The organism is Klebsiella sp. 141198 (assembly GCF_050600785.1).
Lineage (GTDB): Bacteria > Pseudomonadota > Gammaproteobacteria > Enterobacterales > Enterobacteriaceae > Klebsiella > Klebsiella aerogenes.
On record NZ_JAQIRM010000011.1, the window covers coordinates 1 to 23976 of the forward strand.

Genomic DNA, 23976 nt, shown 5'->3' on the forward strand with positions numbered 1-23976 from the left:
TGGTATAACTTGTGCCCTGCGGCTATCTGGCACACATAATTTCACTCGTTGGCTAATAGCCCTGCCAGACGCTTTTATTTCTGACATGTTGCGGGCTCCTGCATATTCATCGGCTCTTTAATGGGATATGAAGGAGAATTTAGCCCCTCAACACCTGTATAAACCTCAACCTTCTGGCAAGGAAGAATATGAACAGAAAACTCACCTAAATGATTATATTGTGGAATAGGTATTTCAGCACTGTATAGCTGATATTTGGCCTTATGCATAGCATATGCCGAAGAATCATAGCCAAATCCTTTATCTTTTTTCTTTATATTTTCATTGGGGAATAGGTCCACCTCCCATTCAATACGCGCAACCATTCCTGGCCGCCATTGATCAGGAAGGGTCACGCAGCAATACCCACCACCTAATCCGGGAACCCGGTATCCATTGACTGCAAACCAATTTATTCTCTGACCCGCCACATGATTATAAGCGCCTACTGTAATAGCGATGGTATCACTTTCACCAGCCTGTAAAGGCGAACATCCCGATAACAACACTGACACAAATAAAGCAATGCCCCGGATAATCCATTGAATTCTGCTCATATTCCCTCCCTGCGGTTATCTGGTACACATAATTTCATTCGTTGGCTAATAACCCTGTCAGACGTTTTTATTTCTGACATGTTGCAGGCTCCTGCATATTCATCGGCTCTTTAATTGGGTAGGAATAGGCACCGTAGCCGGCTACACCCGCATAAATTTTTACCTGATGGCAAGGAAGAAAATGGACGTTAATGCCCGCACTCTCCTTATATTGCGGAATGGGAACATCAGCACTATAGCGAAGGTATTTGGCCTTATGCTGTAGGTACGCCTTGTTATAAGCATCTGTTCCCAAAGGCGGTAAATGAGCTTTTGGGTTAGGATCAACTTCCCACTCAATATGTGCAGTCATCCCAGGTCGCCACCGGTCCGGGATCATAACGCAGCACACATTTCCATTTAGCGTCGCATGGTAGCCGTTTACTGAAAACCAGTTAACGTTCTGCCCGGCAACATGGTTGTATCCTCTAATATTCCCTGCGCTCGACTCGCCAGCCTGGGGGTGCGAACATCCCGATAACAACACTGACACAAATAAAGCAATGCCCCGGATAATCCATTTTATTCTGTTCACCCTTTCTCCCTGGCTTGAGCGTTTGTTGTTTTCCTACATTGCAAATCGAATCAATCGATAACAACACGACATCTATCACTGCAAAAAATAGTGTCCAACAGGGAAAAAGAATTCATAAGCCAGTTTCTATCGATTTTTTGGTACCTGCGTAATAAACGCTTCATATATTTATCACCTCTAATTCTGCATCGGATGCCAAATCACCTAAGTATCCTTGCTGGCTTGCCTTTAAAGCTACGGAAAGGCAGTACGAAAAATGCTCCTCTTTCCCGCCTTGCGAAGATAACCGCCTCGCCAATAAAGCTTCTGCATCACTAATACAGCCCATCAGATCTATCTGATCATCGCCAACTCGCCCCAATTGAGGGTTATTTGCCAGTTCGCGTGCAGGAGAAAATGTTCCCGTTTTCCAGACGATCTCGCCGTCTCGGTCTCTCCAGCCCCAGAACAGCGCGATATCCGTAAATGCAGCCTGTTGTTCTGCGTTAAGAACGTGAGTAAGTAAGGATGGGAACACGCGGTTATCGTAATAACGCAGTAAGCCGGTCTGCTCTTCCCACTGTACCTGCGACAATGCCTGCAAATGGCGGCAGAGCAAATCAAAGGCCAGAGGAGATATCAGCAACGTCAGGCGCGGAGTACCAGAGAAGTATTCCAGTAACTGCTCCAGCCACATCCGGTGGCTCGTTAGCGCAAAACACAGCCGCATAACGACCGGCGAATATTCCAGCATTCCCCCCTCCGGGGTTCCTTCGAACAACTCAAACCAGCGCAGATCGGGAGATAACTGGCGTAGCGCATTTTGCAGCGGCTGGTTGGTTCCAGCCTGATCGATCAGAATATCAATATAGTCCTGCCCGGTAGCAGAACAGAGAGACTCACCCTGCTGCATCCAAAGCATATGCTTTTTGGGTGTTATCAGTGGTGTTGTTGTCATCAGATGTCCTTATCCTCGCGGCGCAAATGCGACGGCTTCTTCCTGCGCTTTCTTCAGGCAGTCCTTACACACCGACTTAGGGAGTTCCGGCAGTTGGGTACCGACACTCACCGGCGCATCCCAGATGTGCTGACCTTTAAGGCTCAGTGTCCCCGGCGTATGGATCTCGATACTGCCCTGCGGGGAGATGCGAATCGACCCACCGCCGCAGCCCAGCACAATGCCGTTCTTCGCCGCGAAATGAAGCTCGCCCTGCGTGGACTGCACGGTGACATCCTTCATGGCCGTTAGCGCCATTAAATCGCCATGAGATTCGATGGTCAGCGGCCCCTTGCCAGACACCATGCGCAGCCCTTCCTGCTGCGCGAGCAGTGAAATGGTCTGGCTGGCGTTCAGGGAAAGACGCTCTCCGCTGGCAATATTGACTTCCCCCTGGCTTTGCAGGTGCAGCGTCTGAGCGCTATTTATCAGAACGGATTCCTGGCTAACTACCCCAATCCCTTGCGGGGCGCTCAGCAGCATGGCCGGAGATTTCAGTTGATCGGCGGCGGCAAGATAGCTTTTCAGATGCGTGGTATCAGGCTGAAGGTTGTGATGCGACTGGGTGATGGTACGCCACTCGGCCATCTGGTTGACCGCACCTTTGACCAGGCAGATTGCCGCAGACATTTCCAGCACCTGTCCGCTTGCCGTGGCCTGCGCATCTGCGGTCAGGAAAAGCCCTTTACCCGCCCGGAGAGTTCCTGTGCTGTCGGTTCGCAGTTCAAAACCCTCACCGCGTTTGTTACGCGAACTGTCAACAATATGACCGAGCGTCAATTGGCTCTTGCCGCCATATTCTGTCGAAATTTTAACGTGCTCAGCCCCGCGCCGATCCTCAAATCTCAGTTTGTTGTTCGCAGGAGTCCTTAACACGTTACGCTGATAGTTATAGAGGTTGACGTGATCTTCATGTCGGGAATCATGCATAGCGCAGAGGATGTACGGCCTGTCAGGATCGCCGTTAGTGAAGGCAATCATCACCTCCGTGCCGGCAATCAGCGGGAAATGCCAGCCGTAAACGTTCCCCGCATACGGCCTGGCAAGGCGTACCGGAAGGCTTTCAAAACCAGACCGCCAGGTAGTATTGAGATCGAACTGGAAACGCACCCGGTAGCGCCCGGTTTCATCCAGTTCAGCATACTGCGCGTTTTCAACCGGACTGGTGACTCTGGCGAGCAGCGTACCGGCAATGTGCGGCCTGCCCAGCAAAGGTGGACGATATGAGAGGTGCAGACGATGAGGCACGGCAGTAAAGCTGATGATGTAGGCGGTATCGCGGGAGACGCGCTGTGACGAGGTCGATACCACTAATAGCCCGTCCGGCGCTTCCTCCCAACTTTTACCCTGTGGATGAAGAATCATCCCAGGACGGATCGTCATGCCGTTTGATTTGCCTTCAAAGACAACCTGTTCTGTTACCAGACGTTCACGACGACGCTTAACAAACCAGCGGCCTTGCTCCGGCTGTTCTGCTGCCTGCCTGCCCTGCTCTTTGTAATTCTCGCCGTAGCGGTATTCTTCGCCAATGAGCGCAGGCATATCCAGATCGGTTTCCAGATGCGCCTGCAGATCGCTTTGGGCTTCGCGATAATATTCATCGTTCACTCGCGTCTGCCCGGCAACCGAGCGGCGGTTGATTGTTATCTCCCACAGTGATTCAAGACCGCCATCGAAAAGCCCTGATGGATGACGGTAGGCCATATTCTTCTCTTCGGCGAAAGAATGCGTGTAGTCTCCGAGAACCAGCACATCCCGATGATTCTCTTCATCCCAGACGAAATAATAAAATACGCCAACATGCGCCAGATGACGCTCAATAAAGGATAAATCGCTTTCTGCATACGAGATATAGAATTCGCGCACCGGATACTGGGTTTTCAGCGCATAACGATAGTCGAGGCTGGAATATCCCCAACGCTTCAGGATATCTTCAACGACACCAATGACGCTTTTATGTTGATACACCGCATATGTCAGGCTATGACGTAATAACGCCAGGCTGGCTTCCAGCACAACCACATAACGAGTGATATCAGCAGTTCGTTCACACTGCTGAAAAGCGGTAATAACACCACGCATGACGCGGGGTTCGACCGCTTCCCATGGTTTACCATCAGGATAAAAAAGGAGTTCTGCGGTCGTGTTAATTAACACATCTGCAGGAATATCAGGGGTTTCACAGGTCAGTTCAATGGAATAACGCCACGGGGTATTTAACGCTTCGTCGCCGCTAAAGCGAAGGACAGACAGTTGAATGTCGGGGCGTCGCTTGCTTAACTCCGGTATGTTCAACTGGTAGTGGTTATACACCGGAATTTTGTTTCCTTTGAGGATATATTTATTCTTATTCATGACCTGCGTCTCCCTGGTCAATTGTTATTAGCTCAGCGTGAACCATTGTCCGAGTAAATAATGCAGATGGGCGCTCATTGCACAGGTAATGGCAACAATAAGCAGTAAGCCCAGTCCTCTCATCAACCAGGGGAAACGTCGCCAGAAATGAATATCCGGGCGAAAGTTACGTATAAAGACCGGAGAATTCATTTTTTCTTTTGTTGCAGGCAAAAGCGCGCTCAGCTGCTTAAACATAGATTGTCGTTCTTCATTTTCTTCTCCACCTTCCCTGATAAACTTCCCCTGATAGCCCAGCAAAAGCATTCGGTGATAACAGGCCACAACAGCTTCTGAGGGAACGGCTTCGTGCAGCAGGTTCTTGATATGTTCGTATAAGAACTCACCGCCATTTAAGTTTCCAAGATAGCGCCCCTGAAGGGGTGTATTCTTCCACCAAAGAGAAACATCGATATCCGGCTGCGTCATTACCGCTTCATCCAGAAAAACACAGTGAGCAAACTTAATTTCACTTGCAAGCCCCTCAGATGCACCAGCTGCAAACAACGCTTTCTGAACCTGCTCAATCATATTCTCGCACGTTTTATAAAGCGTCTGATCAACGACAACGGCAGGCACATTACGAATTGCCAACGCGAGCAACCATGTATCCTGAAATATTTCATCAATAAAGGATGTCGTAATAGATTTTGTTTGATTGCCGCTCTCTCTTTTTCCCAGAGAAGCCATGACACCCTGCCTATAATTAATGAGGAACTTATGTTTAGCGATGGTATTGGCGCAAAATCAGGCGGGCAATAAAATGGATGTTACCAAATGTAACCAGACGGCGAACGTATACTCTAAAAGCTTGTTGCACGAGGAATATCAGCAAATCAAAGAAGAACACAAAATATTTCACCAGGGCATTAAATTATTAACCCTTTAATTTATTTAAAAGTTAAACAAATTCATCAGCATTATATATGAAATCTAACTATTCCATGTAGCTATTTTAGAGAAACTAATAAAAAGTCAAACGCAAAACTCGCTCAAAATAATCTGTTAGCAAACGAGTTTAACCTAATGACTAAAATAACGATCACTCCACCTGATACGCCGCTATCATTCGCGTCGTTCTGGTCAGGCTATCCGCCACCTCCACTTCCGCAGTCGTAATCGCCATTCCCGCAGAACGCAGCGCCGAAATATCGGCGGCGATACGCTGGATGCCAAACCAGAACAGCCCATCCAGCGCATTGACCTGCAGGCCGCTTTCCAGCGCCAGACGTAACCGCTCGCGCGGAGCCTTTATCTCTTTTGCCAGCTGCTGATAGGGAGCGGCGGAAACCGCATCCGGCCCGCTGCGAATAATCCGGCTCACTAAGCGATAACGAAACTCATCTGGAACGGCGCTGAGATCGGCTTTCAGGCTGTAAACGCAGCCGCGCTTCTTACCATTAATCACCACGTTCTTTTGATTCAGCGCCAGCGCATGGCGTAAGCGATCCACCAGTTGCGGGGCGCGGATAAGCAATAAACGAAACGGCAGTTCGAAGCTGGTGGCGTAGTCGACATTCAGCAACGCTGTACGCAAACGCGTTTCACTGTTCGCCTTTTCCTGCTGACATTCAGCAATAACTTCCGCCCACTGGCGGGTAATACGCGGGGATTCGTTGCGCTCGATGAACTGAAATTTTTCAATCTGATAGTCAATACGTCCAGCCATTGCCGTCCCCTGTGGTTCACCATCTCGCTGATAGTTTTCAGCAGATTGCGTCTATTCGCAAGTAGCAGTTCGCTTTAAATCATCATGCGCTAACTTCACCAGGGAATATTAGCTGAACAAATAAAAACAGATGAGAAAAGAAATTTTTATTAATTGATTAAATGATTTAACAGAACATTTAATAAGAGCTATTTTCAGAAAACGTTTATATCAACAGTTATTGTTTCCAATAAACCAGGCAGCTACATTGCGTAAAAATAGCATTACTGGAATATAAAAATGGACACAACAGAACAAGTTAATGGAACATATTATTACAATGGCAAGTCAAACCTCTCGTCCCATGAACTTCTTTTTTGGTTTTTTCTCGATACTGCAGCCATTCATTTTGGAGTAGATGACATCATGACCATTGCGTTAATCATGCTTGGTCAACCTATAAAAAATACCCGGACAAAACCAGGCGGAGCGACTAAAGGGACGAGCATTTTGAGCCATGAGTTACGGAAGGTTTTCCACAATGATTTAAAAGTCAGGCTCCCGACGTTAACCAACCAATCCATCCGTAATCTTAGATGGAGCTATGTCACCAATCTGGGAGCATTCGTTGGACGCTGGATACCCATCCTCGGGATTATTTACCTGACAGGGGATGTAATTTATGTATCAATAAAAGCAACCACTAGATACAACGCCATTGCCAGAGGTGACGATAAATTATGGTAGATCAAAACAATATCGCAGCAGCCGTTCTGGCATGGTATGAAACACAATGGAACAAGCCGACACTTACCGGCAAAAAGCAGCAGGTGAATGCGGATTTATCACTCAATACGGGCGATTATCCCTGGGCCAGAGAAAGTGGCGATGACATCATGCAATCGTATTTCCGTCAGTTTAATGTAAAGCAAGATGCATTTGATTTATTTAATTATTGGCCTCCCGAACAGGGTTTCCTCCCTAATTTCCTATTACCGAAATCCAAACGCATTTCTCCGCGCACACCGGAGCCGTTAACACTCGCGATGCTCATTGCGTCAGCACAGGCTGGGAGATGGCTGTATCGTTAGTTGTTTGAAAATAAAGAGGCCCTCTCCCGGATAGCGGCGCGCTGCGCCTTATCCGGGCTACCAGTTAGTGCCAACCCGTAGCCCCGGTAAGCGTAAGCACGACCGGGGTTTTCCCAGTTAGTGCCAACCTGTAGCCCCGGTAAGCGTAAGCGCGACCGGGGTTTTCCTCAGTTAGCGCCAACCTGTAGCCCAGGTAAGCGTAAGCGCCACCGGGGGTTTTCCCAGTTAGTGCCAACCTGTAGCCCCGGTAAGCGTAAGCGCCACCGGGGTTTTCCTCAGTTAGCGCCAACCTGTAGCCCCGGTAAGCGTAAGCGCGACCGGGGGTTTTCCCGGTTAGCGCCAACCTGTAACCCGGTAAACGCAGCGCAACCGTCCTTACTGCAGCGCCTCAAGAATATGATACGCCGCCTTCACCCGCTCCGGGTTGGGGTAGCTTTTGTTCGCCAGCATCACGATACCGAGATCCTGTTGCGGGATAAAAGCCACGTAGCTGCCGAATCCGCCGGTGGAGCCGGTTTTATGTACCCAGGCGGCCTTCACCGGCGGCGCGGGTGGATTGACTGCCGTTACCGGCGTCGCGGCAAGCGCTACCTTATTATCGCTGCCGTTAATCAGCACCTCGGCCGACACCGGCCAGTTCAGCATCTCCCAGCCGAGCCCCTGATACATCTCCCCAGCCCGCCAGTAGCGCGACTGCGCCAGCTGGATCCCCTGCCGCAGATTTTTATCCTGCACCGCCTCGTGGTTCATATTCGCCAGCACCCAGTGCGCCATATCCTCAATGCTCGACTTCACGCCGTAAGCTTCAGCGTCCAGTTGCCCCGGCGAAACATGTACCGCTTTACCGTCGCGATAACCCCAGGCGTAATCTTTGCTCTGGGCGGGCGGTACGTTAATCCAGGTGTGGCTCAGTGTTAACGGCTGCAATACGCGCTGAGTCATCGCCTGTTCAAAGCTCATACCGGAAGGTTTCACCGCCAGCGCGCCAAACAGGCCAATGCTGGCATTGGCGTACAGCCGCTTACTCCCCGGCGCCCACTGCGGCTGCCAGTTCTGATAGTAACGCAGTAATGCCGCTTCATCCGTCACCTCGTCCGGAACCTGCAGCGGCAGACCGCCTGCGGTATAGGTGGCGAGATGCAGCAGCGAAATCCCCTGCCACTGCTTGCCGGTCAACTGCGGCCAGTACTTCTGCGCCGGATCGCTGAGCTTAATTTCACCGCGCGCCACCGCATCGCCGCCCAGCACGCCGGTGAAAGTCTTACTAACAGAGCCCAGCTCAAACAACGTCTGTCGCGTCACCGGACGCTGGCCGGCGACATCGGCCTGGCCCCAGGTGAAATAGTAGGGTTTGCCGTGATAGATCACCGCCACCGCCATACCCGGTATCGCCTGTTCTTTCATTAACGGCGTGATGGTCTGATTGACCAGTTCGCGCAGCTGCTCCGCCGTTTGCGGCGCGGCAAACGTCGAAAATGAGGCGCCCAGCAGCAGTACGCCTGTAAGGGATTTTTTCATCATGAAGTATTTTTCCATTATCGGTTCTCGCTCAATATCCACTCTCGTCCGGGCCCTTCAGACGCGCTCAGTGTCGGTGTTTTGCACTGCGCTGACAAACTGTTAAATTTAGCAGCAGGCTTTAGTTTTTCTAACGGATAATGTTATGACGCGCAGCTATCTTCCTCTCAATTCACTGCGGGCGTTTGAAGCGGCCGCCCGGCATCTCAGTTTTACCCGCGCGGCGATTGAGCTTAACGTCACCCACTCCGCTATCAGCCAGCATGTGAAGACGCTGGAGGAACATCTTAACTGCCAGCTGTTCGTTCGCGTGTCGCGCGGCCTCAAGCTCACCACCGAAGGAGAAGGCCTGTTACCGGTACTCAATGAGTCGTTTGAAAGGATTGCCGGGATGCTCGACCGTTTTACCGGTCAGCAGGCGCAGGAGAAGCTCAAGATCGGCGTAGTCGGCACTTTCGCCACGGGCGCGCTGTTCCCACTGTTGCCAGCCTTCTGGCGCGAGTGTCCGCATATCGATTTGCAGATCTCCACCCATAACAATCGCGTCGATCCTGCCGCCGAGGGGCTGGATTATGTGATTCGTTTTGGCGGCGGCGCCTGGCATGATACCGCCGCGCAGTATCTGTGCGCCGCCCCGCTCTCCGCGCTGTGCGCCCCGTCATTAGCTGCCCGGCTAAATACACCGAAGGATATTTTGCAGTTCACGCTTCTCCGCTCTTATCGCCGCGACGAATGGTCGGCGTGGATGCAGGCAGCGGGAGAATTGCCGCCTTCGCCAACTCATCGGGTCATTGTCTTCGACTCATCCGTGACCATGCTGGAGGCGGCGCAGGCAGGCTTAGGCGTGGCTATCGCCCCAGTAAAAATGTTCAGCCATCTGCTGGAAGAAAAACGCATTGTGCAGCCGTTTAAGATTCAGATCGATCTCGGCAACTACTGGCTGACGCGTTTGCAATCGCGTCCGGAAACGCCGGCAATGTTGCATTTTTCCCGCTGGCTGGCGGAGGCCTTAAAAGGGGTTAATTCGGCGGAGTAATCCGCCATCAGTAGGCGTTCCCGAAGGTAACAGGAAACATTTGGAAATAACGCTTACACATTATGCATAGCGATGGATAAATCAGCGTTTTTAATTTGCCCGGCACAGCGCATAAACGTTTACCTCCTGAGAAACAAAAACAATAAAAAAAATAAAAACAATAAGTTAATTAATTTCCTTTCCCGCAAAACTCTCTCCAGCCAGCCGCTGACCATAAAATTATTATGGTTGCCAATATCAGATAAGTCCGATCAAGTGCATCGTTTATGTCTATTAATTTTCTGTAATTAAGTCACCGAAGCAATCAAAACGCGAAAACTGTTGCTGTATATTTCATCGCGATCAACACGCCAACATAGGTTATCTGGATACCCATCTGCACGGTATTCGCTTGCCGTGTTTGATTACCACTATGGTTATCCCCTTAAGTACATGGAGTTAAAATGAATAAGAAATTACTGCCTGTTGTAGCACTGATCCTGTCCGCGTCCGCCACCAGTGCTTACGCAGTTAACGGCAAGGTCAACTTCACCGGTGAAATCATCCAGTCAACCTGTACTGTGACTTCTACCGACCAGAACAAAGACGTTTTCATCGGTAAATACCCGACTACCGCGTTCAACGCTGTTGGCGATGTTACCGCTTCTAAAGCGTTCACCATCAACCTGGAAAAATGTGAAGCCGGTGATTACTCCCTGCGCTTCGACGGTGCGACCGTTGCCGGTAACCCGAACCTGCTGTCCGTTGATAACGCTGGCGGCGTAGGTATCGAAATCCTGACCAACGACGAAAAAATCGTCCCAATCAACCAGAGCGCAGACGACAACTCCCCGTGGGTTAACGTTGCAGCGTCTGACGACAACAGCGGCACTGCGGTATTCAACCTGAAAGCTCGTTACAAATCCTTCCTGAAGGATGTGACTGCTGGTTCTGCTAACGCAAACGCCACCTTCACCATCGAATACAAATAATACGGATAATCCCGTTTTAGGGTAGACGTTTTGGCCATGGATGGCTGGTAACATTATTTGGAACGTGAAATGAAAAAGTTATTAACCGCTTTATTGTTATTTGTCTCGCTGGATACTTTTGCGGGTATTCAGGTCGATCAGACTCGGGTTATTTATAACGGCGGGGAAAAATCTGCGGCGTTATCCATTCACAATGATACCGATGAAACATGGATGGTTCAGACCTGGCTTGATACCGGTGACGCCACCGCAACGCCAACCAATTTACCGATGCAGGCTATTCCGCCGATTTTAAAACTGGCGGGCAATAAAGACGCTATTTTGCGCTTTGTTTATTCCGGCAGCGGATTACCGACCGACCGCGAATCCGTGTACTGGATTAACGTGCAGGAAATTCCGCCTTCGGCGAAACAAGAAAACGTACTGCAGATTGCGATCCGTACCCGCGTGAAGCTGTTCTACCGCCCTACCACGCTGAAAACCACCTTGCAAAAGGAAGCACAGGCCCTGACCTGGCGTAAGCAAGGTAACGATCTGGTCGTGACTAACAAAGGTCCGCTGCACGTGACTTTCGGCGTACTGACGCTGAAGAGCGGCGCGAAGACCTGGAAAGTGAATGCTGACATGGTTAACCCCATGGACTCTCTGAACATCAAATTGCCAGCCGGCGCGGCGGCAGCGGATCAGATGTCATTCACTTTTATCAATGATTTTGGCGGACATACGGAAATTAAAGATATCCGCATTCAGTAAGAGAGCAATACAATGGCTAGCCATAATAAAATAAGGACGATCCCTGGATGTCTGGCGCAGCACGTTCGCTTTGCTGTTTACGCCTCGACAATGTCATTACTGGCGACACCATTTGTCAATGCCGAAGAGCAATTCAATACCTCTTTCATCCGCGGGGCGAATAACGCCTCGCTGGTGCAAAACCTCTCTACCGGCGACGATATTTTACCAGGTAAATATGCCTTCGATATTTACCTGAATAAAAATCGCGTCGATCACCGGGAAATAGAATTTAAAAAAGATACGCCTAACACCCCGGGCTATTTCTGTTTAGATGCCGACAGCTACCGTTCATACGGCGTTCTGGTGCCAGATACCGCCGGCAGCAGCGCCTGCTACGATCTGGTAAAAAATATTCCAGGCAGTAGCGTGAGCTGGAACGCCGCGCTGCAGGAGCTGAACATCTCCGTACCGCAAACTGAACTCGAAGCGCGACCACAGGGCGAGATTTCGCCGCTGGTCTATGACGACGGTATTAACGCCGGTTTCGTTAACTACGCTTTCAGCGGCAGCCACTCCCGTTTTTCCAGCGGCAGCGGCAAACAGGACAGCGACTACTACTTCCTGAGCCTCAATAACGGCCTTAACGTCGGCGCGTGGCGTTTTCGCAATACCTCCTCCCTGTCAAAACAGACCGGGCAAAAAGAGCAGTGGAACCCGATTTCCACCTGGGCGGAAACCGATATCGCCTCGTGGCGCAGCCGTATTCAGATTGGCCAAAGCAACACCAATAATAACGTGTTCGACAGCTTCCAGTTCCGCGGCGCGCAGATTTCCAGCGTTCCGGAAATGCTGCCGGACAGCCGTCGCGGCTACGCGCCGGTCGTACGCGGCGTCGCCAACACCAACGCCCGCGTCGAAGTGCGCCAGAACGGCTATACCGTATACAGCACCGTGGTGCCGCCGGGACCGTTCGCGCTGACCGATATTTCACCAAGCACCCTCAGCGGCGACTTAGCCGTAACGGTTATCGAGGCGGATGGCTCACGCCATAGCTTCACCCTGCCTTACTCCTCCGTACCGAATATGCTGCGCGACGGGATCTGGGAGTATCAGGTGACCGCGGGTAAATACCACGACGGCACCAATAATTATCAGCCGCAATTTATCCAGGGCACCGTCGCGCATGGCGCCGGCTCCGACTATACGCCATATGGCGGGATTATCATGGCCGAGCACTATCGCTCCGGCGTGGTCGGGTTGGGTAAAAACATGGGCGAGTACGGAGCGGCCTCCGTTGACGCCTCATGGTCTGATACCGATCTGGCTTCCGGCGAGAACAAGCGCGGCGCCAGCGTACGCTTCCTCTATTCCAAATCGCTCAACACTCTCGGTACCGACGTACAGATCGCCGGCTACCGTTATTCGACGTCGGGCTTCTATGACTTCTCCGATGCGGTAGCTGAACGTAACAACTGGCAGAACGGTTTCTACCACACCCAGTATTACGATCAGAGCGACGATAAAACCGGCGCGCCGGATTGGGCGACGCAAAACCAGCGCCGTCGTTACTACGACTCGCAGCAATACAACAACAAACGCCAGCGCGTCGAGATGACGGTCAACCAGCACATTGCCGGCGCTTCGCTGTACGCGACCTTTATTCGTCAGAACTACTGGAACACTTCCGCTTACGACCGCACCATCCAGACCGGTTTTAACACCACCTGGAATCGCGTCAGCGTCGGCGTGTTTTACCAGAACAGCCGCAGTAACTACGGCTATAGCGACAACAGCGTTAACCTGAACGTCTCGGTGCCAATCAACATCTTTGGCCCGGACCATGAAAGCACGGTTAACTTTAACGCCTCTAACAGCAAGCAGAGCGGTAGCGGCTACAGCGCCGGGATGAGCGGTACGCTGCTTGATGACAACCGCATGAATTACTTCGTGCAGAGCGGTCACACCCAGCACGGCGGCGATACCAGCCTGGTCAACCTGGGTTATCTGGGCAGCATGGGTAACGTCGATCTGGGCTACAGCTACAACAACAACTATCAGCAGACTTCGCTGAACGTCTCCGGCGGCGTGGTCGCGCACTCTGGCGGCGTCACCCTGTCGCAGCCGCTGCAGAACACCTTCGTGGTGGTGAAAGCGAAAGGGGCGCAGGGCGTGCGCCTGGAAAACCAGCCTGGAGTAGCGATTGACCGCTTCGGCTACGCGGTGCTCACTTCTGCGATGCCGTATCGCCACAACCGCGTCGCGCTGCGTACTTCGGATATCGGCAACGGCCTGGAAATCCCGCTGGCGGCGAAAGATATCGTGCCGACCGAGCGCGCCATCGGCCGCGTGACCTTTGAAACGCATCTCGGCCAGAGCCTGCTTATCCACGCCAAACTGGCGGACGGCAGCGTGCCGGTGATTGGCGCCAATATCTTCGGCCAGAACGGCGAACATGTCGGCGTGGTCGGTACCCGCGGTGAAGCGTACGTTTCCGGCGTTCAGAGCGGCGACCGTCTGCAGATGAAATGGGGCGACGATGCCGACGCCTCCTGCAGCCTGACGGTGCCAGAGTTACCTGCTATTCAAGCCGATCAACCCGGTGGTTATCAGGTCGTCTCCCTGACCTGTAAATAACATGAAAGGACAATTAGTTATGTCGAAGTTTAACCTCTTATCCCGCACCGGGCTGACGCTGCTGGTACTCTCAAGCGCGCTGTTCTCCACCAGCAGCTTCGCGCTGAGCTGTAAGAAGAACGGTACCGAAGTATCGCAGACCATCGCGCTCACCGATCAGATTAACGTTTCGACCGCTAACCTGAAGCCGGGCGCCCTGCTGTGGCGTTCGCCGACGTTTACCTCCACCTTCACCTGTACCGATACGGATCATATGCCCAACGGCGAAAATGCGTATCTGTACTGGGATCCGGAAACCCGGATGCAGAATATCCACAACTCGCTGGAAGTCGGCGTCACCTATCTCAGCACCGATATTAAACCGGTAAAAGGTCAGAAAACGGATATCGGTCCCGGTACACTCTGCCGCCGCAATCGTCCCGGCGGTGCATGCCAGTCTCCGGCAACCCCGCAGACCGTCACGGTGACCTACTCGGTTTATATTAAAGCCACCGGCAATCCGCCGCCGTCAAACGGCGTGATTAACGACACCAACCGCTACGCTATCTTCCAGGTTGACGGCGTTGGCGGCCTCAACAGCCGCCCGAATAGTAACTTCCGCGCGTGGGTCACCGGGCTTGGCAACATCCGCTTTATCGCCTGCAACCCGAAAATCACCGTCTCGGCGAACAATGGTTCAACGGTAAACTTCGGCAGCATCCCGGCGCGCAATGCCGTCGTCGGCGCCATTGAGAAACAGGTCCCGTTCAGCGTCCGCGCCGACCTGACCGGCGCTGGTCAGGATTGCCAGGGGCAGACCTTAATGGCCAGCTTCAGCACCCAGCAGCCGACCCAGGACACCAATACCATTCTGCCATCTAACGATAGCGGTTTTGGCATCCTGCTCTCGCGCGCCGATGCGCCGACAACCTGGCTTTCCATGAATACCCCGACGCAGTTGGGCATGATTAACGGCAGCGTGGTAGAAAGCAACTTCCTGGCCAGCCTGAAATGGCTAAGCGTTAAGCCAAAAATCGGCACCTTTAATGCGACGGCCAATATCGACGTTACCTTTAAATAGTGAAGCAAAATGCCGCTGACCAACACCGAACCGACCGGGTTACGCTATGTATTTCAGCCGATGTTCAACCGCGAAGGCAAAATGATCGCGGTTGAATGTTTGACCCGGTTTGCTCATCACGAGCCTGCTAGTCCGCAAGATATAGAACGGTTTTTCAGTGAGGCATCGGAATCACTGCGCGCCCGCATCCTGCTCGAACAGATTGAGCTGGTCAGGCAGCATCAGCAGTGGTTCCGCCACAACGAAGTCATGGTTACCCTCAACGTCGACGAGTCGACGCTGCATATGCTGCATGATGATTTTATCGCCGAGTGCGTGAAAACCATCGGCTGCCTGCATTTTGAGGTTAATGAATTTTCCAACACGCTGGTGAAACGCACCCCGACCATCGACGCCCTGACGGACAAATACTCCTTCTGGCTCGATGATTTTGGCGCCGGTTACGCCGGGTTCGCCGCCCTGACGGCGCAACCCTTTCGTTTTATCAAGACCGACAAGAACCTGTTATGGAGCCTGCTGGAAAAGAAAAACGGCCAGCAGTTGATGGACTCACTCCTGCACTATTTTCAGGCGAATCAGTATCAGGTGATCGTCGAAGGTATTGAAACCGAAGCTCATCTTCAGTGGCTGGAAAACATGCCGTGGTTTGCCCTGCAGGGGCTCCTCTGGCGGGAACAAACCATTGAAGCCTTAGTGGCCAGCGTCGAAAAATAACCCCGCTTTTCCCCGGATATCCACTCCCCCGCTATCCGGGCTGTCCGTCCTATCTTCAACTTATTAATTTTCAGGCATTTTTCTTTTCCCACCTCGTCTGTCCTCGCCTTTCATATTGTTAACTTATTGTTGCTGGCGATCACAAAAATTAAACAATATGGCTATTTCATACGCATTTTTCAAAAATGTAGATATTTTTAATTTATGGCTACGAAATGAGCATCACCCCGACTCTCTGACTCTACCCGAGGAATGATTCTGATGAATGCACTGACCGCCGTAAAACCTCATGCTGATGATTTGGCCCGCAGCTACACCGGTTTTTCCTTCGCTCCGTCCGCGCAATCGCCGCGTCTGCTGGAGCTAACGTTCACCGCCCAAACGACCGCACAATTTTTGCAACAAGTCGCGCAGTGGCCAGTGCAGGCGCTGGAATACAAATCCTTTTTGCGCTTTCAGGTCGGCAAGATCCTCGACGATCTGTGCGGCAACCAGCTGCAGCCGCTGCTGATCAACACACTGCTCAATCGCGCGGAGGGCGCTCTGCTGATCAACGGTATCGGCATTGACAACGTCTCTCAGGCCGATGAAATGGTCAAACTGGCTACCGCCGTGGCGCATTTGATCGGCCGTTCCAACTTTGATGCCATGAGCGGCCAGTATTACGCCCGCTTCGTGGTGAAAAACGTCGATAACTCAGATAGCTACCTGCGCCAGCCGCACCGCGTGATGGAACTGCACAATGACGGTACCTATGTCGAAGAAATTACCGACTACGTGCTGATGATGAAGATCGATGAACAGAATATGCAGGGCGGCAATTCACTGCTGCTGCATCTCGATGACTGGGAACATCTCGACGAATTCTTCCGCGATCCGCTGGCCCGCCGTCCAATGCGCTGGGCCGCGCCGCCGAGCAAAAACGTCAGCAAAGACGTCTTCCATCCGGTTTTCGACGTCGACCAGCAGGGTCGCCCGGTAATGCGCTATATCGACCAGTTTGTGCAGCCGAAAGATTTCGAAGAAGGCACCTGGCTGAGCCGCCTTTCCGACGCGCTGGAAACCAGTAAAAACATTCTTTCCGTACCGGTGCCGGTGGGTAAATTCCTGTTGATAAACAATCTTTTCTGGCTGCACGGTCGCGACCGCTTTACGCCGCATCCGGATCTGCGTCGCGAACTGATGCGCCAGCGCGGCTACTTTGCGTATTCCACGAATCATTACCAGACTCATCAATAAGGGTTCTCAGGCGAAGGAATTGAGCGGATGTATGATTTCGTGATTATCGGCGGCGGCATTATCGGCATGTCGACCGCCATGCAGTTAATTGAGATTTACCCGGACGCCCGCATTGCCCTGCTGGAAAAAGAGTCCGGCCCGGCCTGCCATCAGACCGGCCACAACAGCGGAGTGATCCACGCCGGGGTTTACTATACCCCCGGCAGCCTTAAGGCGCAGTTTTGCCTCGCCGGCAACCGCGCCACCAAAGCCTTTTGCGAGCAGAATGCGATTCGCTACGACGTCTGCGGCAAGATGCTGGTTGCCACCTCGCCGCTGGAGATGGAGCGGATGCGCGCGCTGTGGGATCGCACCGCCGCTAACGGGCTGCAACGCGAATGGCTGAGCGCGAGCGAGCTGCGCGAACGCGAGCCGAACATCAGCGGACTGGGCGGGATCTTCGTTCCTTCGAGCGGCATTGTCAGCTATCGTGAAGTCGCGGCGGCAATGGCGAAGATCTTCGAATCCAAAGGTGGAACGATCGTCTACGACGCCGAAGTCAGCGCCCTGAAAGAGCACGCCAGCGGCGTGGTCGTCCACACCCGCCAGGGCGGCGAATATGAGGCATCGACGCTGATCACCTGCTCCGGGCTGATGGCCGACCGGCTGGTGAAAATGATCGGCGTCGATCCTGGCTTTATCATCTGCCCGTTCCGCGGCGAATATTTCCAACTGGCGCCGCAGCACAACCAGATCGTTAATCATCTGATCTATCCGATCCCCGATCCGGCGATGCCGTTCCTCGGCGTCCACCTGACCCGCATGATCGACGGTAGCGTCACCGTCGGCCCTAACGCGGTGCTGGCGCTGAAGCGCGAAGGCTATCGCAAGCGCGATATCTCGCTGACCGATACCCTTGAGATCCTGACCTCGCCCGGCATTCGCCGGGTACTGCAAAACAACCTGCGCTCCGGGCTTGGCGAAATGAAGAATTCGCTGTGCAGAAGCGGCTATCTGCGACTGGTGCAGAAATACTGCCCCAGCCTGACATTAAGCGATTTGCGCCCGTGGCCTGCCGGCGTGCGGGCACAGGCGGTATCGCCGCAGGGCAAGCTGATCGACGATTTCCTCTTTGTCACTACCGCGCGTTCCATCCACACCTGTAACGCGCCGTCGCCGGCGGCCACGTCGGCTATCCCGATCGGCGCGCACATCGTCAGCAAGGTGCAAACCCTGCTGGCAAGCCAGAGCAATCCCGGACGCACGCTGCGTGCGGCACGTAGCGTGGAGACACTACACGCCGCTTTTACTCGTTAACCCCTTAAGACAGGAAGCGATTATGCAACTTAAAGATGCAACTCTGTTTCGCCAGCAGGCGCTAATTGATGGCCAGTGGCGCGATGCGCAAAACGGCGACGTGATTGCGGTGACCAACCCCGCCAACGGCCAGCAGCTGGGTAGCGTGCCGAAAATGGGCGCCGACGAAACCCGCGAAGCGATTGAAGCCGCCAACCGCGCCCTGCCAGCCTGGCGTGCCCTGACCGCCAAAGAGCGCGCCACCCTTCTGCGCCGCTGGTTCGATCTGATGATGGAGAACCAGGACGATCTCGCCCGCCTGATGACCCTCGAACAGGGGAAACCGCTGGCGGAAGCCAAAGGCGAAATCAGCTACGCCGCCTCCTTTATTGAGTGGTTCGCCGAAGAAGGTAAGCGCATTTACGGCGATACCATTCCCGGCCATCAGGCCGACAAGCGCCTGATCGTCATTAAGCAGCCCATCGGCGTTACCGCCGCCATCACCCCGTGGAACTTCCCGGCGGCGATGATCACCCGTAAAGCGGGCCCGGCGCTGGCCGCCGGCTGTACCATGGTCCTGAAACCGGCGAGCCAGACGCCGTTTTCCGCGCTGGCGCTGGCCGAACTGGCGAATCGCGCCGGTATTCCCGCCGGGGTATTTAACGTGGTCACCGGTTCCGCCGGGGCCGTCGGCAACGAACTGACCAGCAACCCGCTGGTACGCAAGCTCTCCTTCACCGGCTCGACCGAAATTGGCCGCCAGCTGATGGAGCAGTGTGCGAAAGACATCAAAAAAGTGTCGTTAGAACTCGGCGGCAACGCGCCGTTTATCGTCTTTGACGACGCCGACCTCGATAAAGCCGTCGAAGGGGCGCTGGCGTCGAAGTTCCGCAACGCCGGGCAGACCTGCGTCTGCGCCAACCGACTGTATGTGCAGGACGGCGTCTATGACCGTTTCGCTGAAAAACTGCAGCAGGCGGTGGAAAAACTGCATATCGGCGACGGCCTGCAGGACGGCGTCACCACCGGCCCGCTGATCGATGATAAAGCGGTAGCTAAGGTCGAAGAACATATTGCCGACGCCCTTGCGAAAGGCGCGCGCATCGTCACCGGCGGCAAACCGCACGCGCTGGGCGGCAACTTCTTCCAGCCCACCATCCTGGTCAACGTCCCGAGCAGCGCCAAAGTGGCGAAAGAAGAGACCTTCGGCCCGCTGGCGCCGCTGTTCCGCTTTAAAGATGAAGCCGATGTGATTGCCCAGGCCAACGATACCGAATTCGGCCTCGCCGCCTATTTCTACGCCCGCGACCTGAGCCGCGTCTTCCGCGTCGGCGAAGCGCTGGAGTACGGCATCGTTGGTATCAATACCGGCATTATCTCCAACGAAGTCGCGCCGTTCGGCGGCATTAAAGCCTCCGGTCTGGGCCGTGAAGGTTCGAAGTACGGCATCGAAGATTATTTAGAAATCAAATATATGTGTATCGGCCTTTAACAGGAGAGCAGGACATGACCAGCAATAAAGCGTTAATGCAGCGCCGTAGCGACGCGGTGCCGCGCGGCGTCGGACAGATTCACCCTATCTTTGCCGACCGTGCGGAGAACTGCCGGGTATGGGACGTTGAAGGCCGTGAATATCTCGATTTCGCCGGCGGTATCGCGGTGTTAAATACCGGCCACCTGCACCCTGAGGTGATCGCCGCGGTGGAAGGCCAGTTGAAGAAGCTGACCCACACCTGCTTCCAGGTGCTGGCCTACGAGCCCTACCTGCAGCTTTGCGAAATGATGAACCAGAAAGTGCCCGGCGATTTCGCCAAGAAAACCCTGCTGGTGACCACCGGTTCGGAAGCGGTGGAAAACGCGGTCAAAATCGCCCGCGCGGCGACCGGGCGTAGCGGCACCATCGCCTTTACCGGCGCCTATCATGGCCGTACCCATTACACCCTGTCGTTAACCGGTAAAGTGAACCCTTACTCCGCGGGTATGGGGTTAATGCCGGGCCACGTCTATCGCGCGCTCTACCCGTGCGCGCTGCACGGCATCAGCGATGATGACGCGATCGCCAGCATCCATCGCATCTTCAAAAATGACGCCGCGCCGGAAGATATCGCCGCTATCGTCATTGAACCCGTCCAGGGCGAAGGCGGTTTCTACGCCGCCTCCCCGGACTTTATGCAACGCCTGCGCGCGCTGTGTGATGAGCACGGCATCATGCTGATCGCCGATGAAGTCCAGAGCGGCGCGGGCCGTACCGGCACGCTGTTCGCGATGGAGCAGATGGGAGTGGCGCCGGATATCACCACCTTTGCCAAATCCATCGCCGGCGGTTTCCCGCTGGCGGGCGTCACCGGACGGGCGGAAGTCATGGACGCCATCGCGCCGGGCGGATTGGGCGGCACCTATGCCGGCAACCCAATTGCCTGCGCCGCCGCGCTGGCGGTACTCAAGGTTTTCGAACAGGAAAACCTGTTGGAAAAAGCCAATCAGCTCGGCGACAAGCTGCGTAAAGGCCTGCTCAATATCGCCGAAACACATCGCGAAATCGGCGACGTCCGCGGCCTGGGGGCGATGATCGCCATTGAGCTCTTTGAAGAGGGCGATCACAGCAAACCCAACGCCAAACTGACGGCGGATATCGTCGCCCGCGCGCGGGATAAAGGCCTGATCCTGCTCTCCTGCGGGCCGTACTACAACGTGCTGCGTATTCTGGTGCCGCTGACTATCGAAGATGCGCAGATCGCGCAGGGACTGAAGATTATCGCCGACTGTTTTAACGAAGCTAAACAAGGCTAACACTCCTGCACCGGATGGCGACGCTCACGCGCCCCGTCCGGTTGCCTGTCGGCCGGATTGGGCGCAACCGCCATCCGGCAAACGGCGCCAAAAAACAATAAAAGGGGTTAATGATGGGGCAACTGTCGCAATCACATGATTTAGGGGGCGGGCTGAAATCACGCCACGTCACCATGTTATCTATTGCCGGCGTTATCGGCGCAAGTTTGTTTGTCGGTTCCAGCGTCGCCATTGCCGAAGCGGGCCCGGCGGTGCTGCTCTCCTACCTGTTCGCCGGGCTATTGGTGGTGATGATTATGCGTATGCTGGCCGAAATGGCCGTCGCCACCCCGGATACGGGCTCCTTTTCGACCTACGCCGACAAAGCGATCGGCCGCTGGGCGGGTTATACCATCGGCTGGCTGTACTGGTGGTTTTGGGTCCTGGTTATCCCCCTGGAAGCCAATATCGCCGCCATTATTCTCAACTCATGGATCCCCGGCGTACCGGTATGGCTATTCTCGCTGGTCATCACCCTCGCCCTCACCGGCAGTAATCTGCTGAGCGTCAAGAACTACGGCGAATTCGAGTTCTGGCTGGCTATCTGTAAGGTTATCGCCATTCTGGCCTTTATCGTGCTGGGCGCGGTGGCCATCACCGGCTTCTATCCCTATGCCGAAGTGAGCGGGATTTCGCGCCTGTGGGATCACGGCGGCTTTATGCCTAACGGCTTCGGCGCGGTGCTCAGCGCGATGCTCATTACCATGTTCTCATTTATGGGCGCGGAGATAGTCACCATTGCCGCCGCCGAATCGGATACGCCGGATAAACATATTGTTCGCGCCACAAATTCCGTTATCTGGCGCATCTCTATCTTCTATCTGTGCTCCATTTTCGTGGTCGTCTCGCTGATCCCGTGGAACATGCCGGGGCTGAAGAACGTCGGTTCATACCGTTCGGTACTGGAGTTACTGCATATCCCCTACGCCAAGCTGATTATGGACGGCGTGATCCTGCTGTCGGTGACCAGTTGCCTGAACTCGGCGCTGTATACCGCTTCGCGAATGCTCTATTCCCTGAGCCGCCGCGGCGATGCGCCAGCTATAATGGGCAAAACCAACCGCAGTAAAACGCCGTATGTGGCGGTGCTGCTCTCCACCGGCGCGGCCTTCTTAACCGTGGTGGTGAACTACTATGCCCCGGCGAAAGTCTTTAAATTCCTCATCGATAGCTCCGGCGCCATCGCCCTGCTGGTCTATCTGGTCATTGCCGTATCTCAGTTGCGGATGCGCAAAATCCTGCTGGCGAAAGGCGGTGAAATTCGCCTTAAGATGTGGCTCTATCCGTGGCTCACCTGGCTGGTTATCGCCTTTATCACCTTCGTACTGGTGGTGATGCTGTTCCGTCCGGCGCAGCAGCTGGAGGTCATTTCCACCGGCGCGCTGGCGATCGCTATCATCTGTACGGTGCCGATTATGTCGCGCTGGAAAAAGCTGCTATTGTGGCAAAAACTGCCGCTACAAAATACGCGTTAACCCTGTTCCCGGCGCAGGCCGGGAAATGTATTCAGGAGCAAGACTATGACCGCCATTCCCCAAGCGACGGCCATTGATGGATACCGCTGGTTGAAGAACGACATCATCCGCGGCGTTTATCAGCCTGATGAAAAACTGCGTATGAGCCTGCTGACGTCGCGCTATGAGCTTGGCGTCGGGCCGCTGCGGGAAGCGCTCTCGCAGCTGGTGGCCGAGCGGCTGGTGACGGTGGTCAACCAAAAAGGCTATCGTGTCGCCTCGATGTCCGAGGCGGAACTCCTCGATATCTTCGATGCCCGCGCCAATATGGAAGCCATGCTGGTGCGCCTCGCCATTGAGCGCGGTGGCGATGAGTGGGAAGCCGAGCTGCTGGCCCGCGCGCATCTGCTTAATAAGCTGGAATCCAGCGAAGCCAGTGAGCGCTTACTCGATGAATGGGATCAGCGCCATCAGGCGTTTCATACCGCCATTGTCGCCGGCTGTGGTTCGCAGTATTTACTGCAGATGCGCGAACGGCTGTTCGATCTGGCGGCGCGCTACCGCTTCATCTGGCTACGCACCACCGTGCTGTCGGTAGAAATGCTGGAAGATAAACATGTCCAGCACCAGACGCTGCTGGAAGCCATCCTGGCGCGCGACGCCGAGCGAGCCAGCGCGCTCATGCGCGAGCACTTACTTACCCCCATCCCGATTATCCAACAGGCGATGGCCGGCAAACTGCAGACGCAGCAGACCTGATTCAGGTGGCGGGCTTTTTATAATACGGCAGCTGCGTGACCGGATACTCGTAGTGTTCCTCCACCACGCAGCGGTCCGGCGTCGCCATTCCCGAGTAGAAGAAAAAGTACTCCTGACTGTCCGGGAAAAAGACCAGATCGTCGCCGTTACGAAAGCTGGTTACCCGATAGGGAATATGATTTTTGGTCTGCGCCTGACGCATGCCGGAAGCGACCTGGAAATGGTCGCCCCACTTCATGGTCGATAGCTGGTAATGGAAACGCGAGATGGTCACGTTTTTGCGTAAAGAGCAGGATAATTTTACCGCTGTGCCGGCGAAAGCCGGAGAAAGGAAGCAGCTTAATAAACTGATAGATAATAAAAATTTCATGAAGGTCTTATAGTTTTAGGGTCAATATTTGACGGTAACATGAATTGGCTGCGCAGGCAGGGAGCGCGGCGGATTTTCGTGCCGCCACGTCCTATTCCAGGAA

General features: G+C 54.0%; 22 protein-coding genes. 14 read left to right on the forward strand and 8 right to left on the reverse strand.

The window, feature by feature from the left end; translation table 11 throughout:
* Positions 1-74 precede the first annotated feature (74 nt).
* The 6 genes from PGR10_RS24545 to PGR10_RS24570 form a co-directional block, all read right to left on the reverse strand.
* Positions 75-596 (reverse strand): DUF3304 domain-containing protein, encoded by a 522-nt coding sequence (locus PGR10_RS24545; protein WP_430924254.1) that lies wholly within the window; start codon positions 594-596, stop codon positions 75-77.
* A 67-nt stretch (positions 597-663) separates the two neighbouring features.
* A complete protein-coding gene (locus PGR10_RS24550) occupies positions 664-1170 on the reverse strand; it encodes a DUF3304 domain-containing protein (protein ID WP_430924255.1) in 507 nt (168 codons plus the stop codon).
* A 160-nt stretch (positions 1171-1330) separates the two neighbouring features.
* Complete coding sequence (locus PGR10_RS24555) at positions 1331-2107, reverse strand: DUF4123 domain-containing protein (protein ID WP_316425244.1); 777 nt, start codon at positions 2105-2107, stop codon at positions 1331-1333.
* Between the two features lie 9 nt (positions 2108-2116).
* Positions 2117-4501 (reverse strand): type VI secretion system Vgr family protein, encoded by a 2385-nt coding sequence (locus PGR10_RS24560; RefSeq protein WP_430924256.1) that lies wholly within the window; start codon positions 4499-4501, stop codon positions 2117-2119.
* A 27-nt stretch (positions 4502-4528) separates the two neighbouring features.
* Positions 4529-5230 (reverse strand): type VI secretion system protein TssL, short form, encoded by a 702-nt coding sequence (gene tssL, locus PGR10_RS24565; protein ID WP_430924257.1) that lies wholly within the window; start codon positions 5228-5230, stop codon positions 4529-4531.
* 352 nt (positions 5231-5582) lie between these two features.
* Positions 5583-6209 carry a helix-turn-helix domain-containing protein gene (locus tag PGR10_RS24570; protein ID WP_430924258.1) on the reverse strand — a complete coding sequence of 209 codons (627 nt, stop codon included), beginning with the start codon at positions 6207-6209 and terminating at the stop codon, positions 5583-5585.
* A 279-nt stretch (positions 6210-6488) separates the two neighbouring features.
* On the opposite strand from PGR10_RS24570, the gene PGR10_RS24575 reads away from it, so the two are divergent.
* The gene (locus PGR10_RS24575; RefSeq protein WP_200111070.1) at positions 6489-6935 is read left to right on the forward strand and encodes an STM2901 family protein; all 447 of its coding nucleotides are present in this window, start codon (positions 6489-6491) and stop codon (positions 6933-6935) included.
* A complete protein-coding gene (locus tag PGR10_RS24580) occupies positions 6929-7279 on the forward strand; it encodes a DUF1493 family protein (protein WP_430924259.1) in 351 nt (116 codons plus the stop codon). The genes PGR10_RS24575 and PGR10_RS24580 overlap by 7 nt, the downstream gene beginning before the upstream one ends.
* Before the next feature lie 375 nt (positions 7280-7654).
* Here PGR10_RS24580 and ampC read toward each other — a convergent pair whose 3' ends face one another.
* A complete protein-coding gene (ampC, locus tag PGR10_RS24585; protein ID WP_348854100.1) occupies positions 7655-8800 on the reverse strand; it encodes a CMY2-MIR-ACT-EC family cephalosporin-hydrolyzing class C beta-lactamase in 1146 nt (381 codons plus the stop codon).
* Positions 8801-8942: 142 nt separating this feature from the next.
* Here ampC and ampR point away from each other — a divergent pair, with 142 nt between their 5' ends.
* The 12 genes from ampR to csiR all read left to right on the forward strand — a co-directional run bounded on the left by ampR (position 8943) and on the right by csiR (position 23503).
* Complete coding sequence (gene ampR / locus PGR10_RS24590) at positions 8943-9833, forward strand: LysR family transcriptional regulator AmpR (RefSeq protein WP_395226758.1); 891 nt, start codon at positions 8943-8945, stop codon at positions 9831-9833.
* Positions 9834-10276: 443 nt separating this feature from the next.
* Positions 10277-10804, forward strand: coding sequence for a fimbrial protein (locus PGR10_RS24595; protein WP_087859131.1), 528 nt, complete (start codon positions 10277-10279; stop codon positions 10802-10804).
* Between the two features lie 69 nt (positions 10805-10873).
* Positions 10874-11557 carry a fimbrial biogenesis chaperone gene (locus PGR10_RS24600; protein ID WP_430924260.1) on the forward strand — a complete coding sequence of 228 codons (684 nt, stop codon included), beginning with the start codon at positions 10874-10876 and terminating at the stop codon, positions 11555-11557.
* Between the two features lie 90 nt (positions 11558-11647).
* Positions 11648-14173, forward strand: a complete 2526-nt coding sequence (locus PGR10_RS24605) for a fimbria/pilus outer membrane usher protein (RefSeq protein ID WP_087859130.1) — start codon at positions 11648-11650, stop codon at positions 14171-14173.
* A gap of 19 nt (positions 14174-14192) precedes the next feature.
* The gene (locus tag PGR10_RS24610; protein WP_113374947.1) at positions 14193-15233 is read left to right on the forward strand and encodes a fimbrial protein; all 1041 of its coding nucleotides are present in this window, start codon (positions 14193-14195) and stop codon (positions 15231-15233) included.
* Between the two features lie 9 nt (positions 15234-15242).
* Positions 15243-15947: an EAL domain-containing protein gene (locus PGR10_RS24615; RefSeq protein ID WP_047046057.1), complete on the forward strand. Its 705-nt coding sequence runs from the start codon at positions 15243-15245 to the stop codon at positions 15945-15947.
* A 261-nt stretch (positions 15948-16208) separates the two neighbouring features.
* Positions 16209-17186, forward strand: coding sequence for a glutarate dioxygenase GlaH (gene glaH, locus PGR10_RS24620; protein WP_430924261.1), 978 nt, complete (start codon positions 16209-16211; stop codon positions 17184-17186).
* 27 nt (positions 17187-17213) lie between these two features.
* A complete protein-coding gene (gene lhgO / locus PGR10_RS24625) occupies positions 17214-18482 on the forward strand; it encodes an L-2-hydroxyglutarate oxidase (protein WP_015704497.1) in 1269 nt (422 codons plus the stop codon).
* Positions 18483-18504: 22 nt separating this feature from the next.
* Complete coding sequence (gabD, locus tag PGR10_RS24630; protein ID WP_113374944.1) at positions 18505-19953, forward strand: NADP-dependent succinate-semialdehyde dehydrogenase; 1449 nt, start codon at positions 18505-18507, stop codon at positions 19951-19953.
* Positions 19954-19967: 14 nt separating this feature from the next.
* On the forward strand, positions 19968-21251 hold the full coding sequence (gene gabT / locus PGR10_RS24635; protein WP_430924262.1) for a 4-aminobutyrate--2-oxoglutarate transaminase: 1284 nt from the start codon (positions 19968-19970) through the stop codon (positions 21249-21251).
* Positions 21252-21364: 113 nt separating this feature from the next.
* The gene (gene gabP, locus PGR10_RS24640) at positions 21365-22765 is read left to right on the forward strand and encodes a GABA permease (protein ID WP_015704496.1); all 1401 of its coding nucleotides are present in this window, start codon (positions 21365-21367) and stop codon (positions 22763-22765) included.
* A 45-nt stretch (positions 22766-22810) separates the two neighbouring features.
* Entirely contained in the window at positions 22811-23503 is a 693-nt protein-coding gene (gene csiR, locus PGR10_RS24645) for a DNA-binding transcriptional regulator CsiR (protein WP_087859126.1), read from the forward strand.
* A 1-nt stretch (position 23504) separates the two neighbouring features.
* On the opposite strand, the gene PGR10_RS24650 is transcribed toward csiR, so the two are convergent.
* A complete protein-coding gene (locus PGR10_RS24650; protein WP_395226752.1) occupies positions 23505-23873 on the reverse strand; it encodes a hypothetical protein in 369 nt (122 codons plus the stop codon).
* Positions 23874-23976: the final 103 nt, after the last annotated feature.

Excerpts from the sequence above, each read along its gene's own strand:
- ampR (WP_395226758.1), top strand. The coding sequence starts at position 8,943 with ATGACGCGCAGCTATCTTCCTCTCAATTCACTGCGGGCGTTTGAAGCG.
- gabD (WP_113374944.1), top strand. The coding sequence starts at position 18,505 with ATGCAACTTAAAGATGCAACTCTGTTTCGCCAGCAGGCGCTAATTGAT.
- PGR10_RS24615 (WP_047046057.1), top strand. The coding sequence starts at position 15,243 with ATGCCGCTGACCAACACCGAACCGACCGGGTTACGCTATGTATTTCAG.
- ampC (WP_348854100.1), bottom strand. The coding sequence starts at position 8,800 with ATGATGAAAAAATCCCTTACAGGCGTACTGCTGCTGGGCGCCTCATTT.
- PGR10_RS24650 (WP_395226752.1), bottom strand. The coding sequence starts at position 23,873 with ATGAAATTTTTATTATCTATCAGTTTATTAAGCTGCTTCCTTTCTCCG.
- tssL (WP_430924257.1), bottom strand. The coding sequence starts at position 5,230 with ATGGCTTCTCTGGGAAAAAGAGAGAGCGGCAATCAAACAAAATCTATT.
- PGR10_RS24575 (WP_200111070.1), top strand. The coding sequence starts at position 6,489 with ATGGACACAACAGAACAAGTTAATGGAACATATTATTACAATGGCAAG.
- gabP (WP_015704496.1), top strand. The coding sequence starts at position 21,365 with ATGGGGCAACTGTCGCAATCACATGATTTAGGGGGCGGGCTGAAATCA.
- PGR10_RS24595 (WP_087859131.1), top strand. The coding sequence starts at position 10,277 with ATGAATAAGAAATTACTGCCTGTTGTAGCACTGATCCTGTCCGCGTCC.
- PGR10_RS24545 (WP_430924254.1), bottom strand. The coding sequence starts at position 596 with ATGAGCAGAATTCAATGGATTATCCGGGGCATTGCTTTATTTGTGTCA.
- glaH (WP_430924261.1), top strand. The coding sequence starts at position 16,209 with ATGAATGCACTGACCGCCGTAAAACCTCATGCTGATGATTTGGCCCGC.
- PGR10_RS24580 (WP_430924259.1), top strand. The coding sequence starts at position 6,929 with ATGGTAGATCAAAACAATATCGCAGCAGCCGTTCTGGCATGGTATGAA.
- lhgO (WP_015704497.1), top strand. The coding sequence starts at position 17,214 with ATGTATGATTTCGTGATTATCGGCGGCGGCATTATCGGCATGTCGACC.
- csiR (WP_087859126.1), top strand. The coding sequence starts at position 22,811 with ATGACCGCCATTCCCCAAGCGACGGCCATTGATGGATACCGCTGGTTG.
- PGR10_RS24570 (WP_430924258.1), bottom strand. The coding sequence starts at position 6,209 with ATGGCTGGACGTATTGACTATCAGATTGAAAAATTTCAGTTCATCGAG.
- gabT (WP_430924262.1), top strand. The coding sequence starts at position 19,968 with ATGACCAGCAATAAAGCGTTAATGCAGCGCCGTAGCGACGCGGTGCCG.
- PGR10_RS24610 (WP_113374947.1), top strand. The coding sequence starts at position 14,193 with ATGTCGAAGTTTAACCTCTTATCCCGCACCGGGCTGACGCTGCTGGTA.
- PGR10_RS24560 (WP_430924256.1), bottom strand. The coding sequence starts at position 4,501 with ATGAATAAGAATAAATATATCCTCAAAGGAAACAAAATTCCGGTGTAT.
- PGR10_RS24605 (WP_087859130.1), top strand. The coding sequence starts at position 11,648 with ATGTCATTACTGGCGACACCATTTGTCAATGCCGAAGAGCAATTCAAT.
- PGR10_RS24555 (WP_316425244.1), bottom strand. The coding sequence starts at position 2,107 with ATGACAACAACACCACTGATAACACCCAAAAAGCATATGCTTTGGATG.
- PGR10_RS24600 (WP_430924260.1), top strand. The coding sequence starts at position 10,874 with ATGAAAAAGTTATTAACCGCTTTATTGTTATTTGTCTCGCTGGATACT.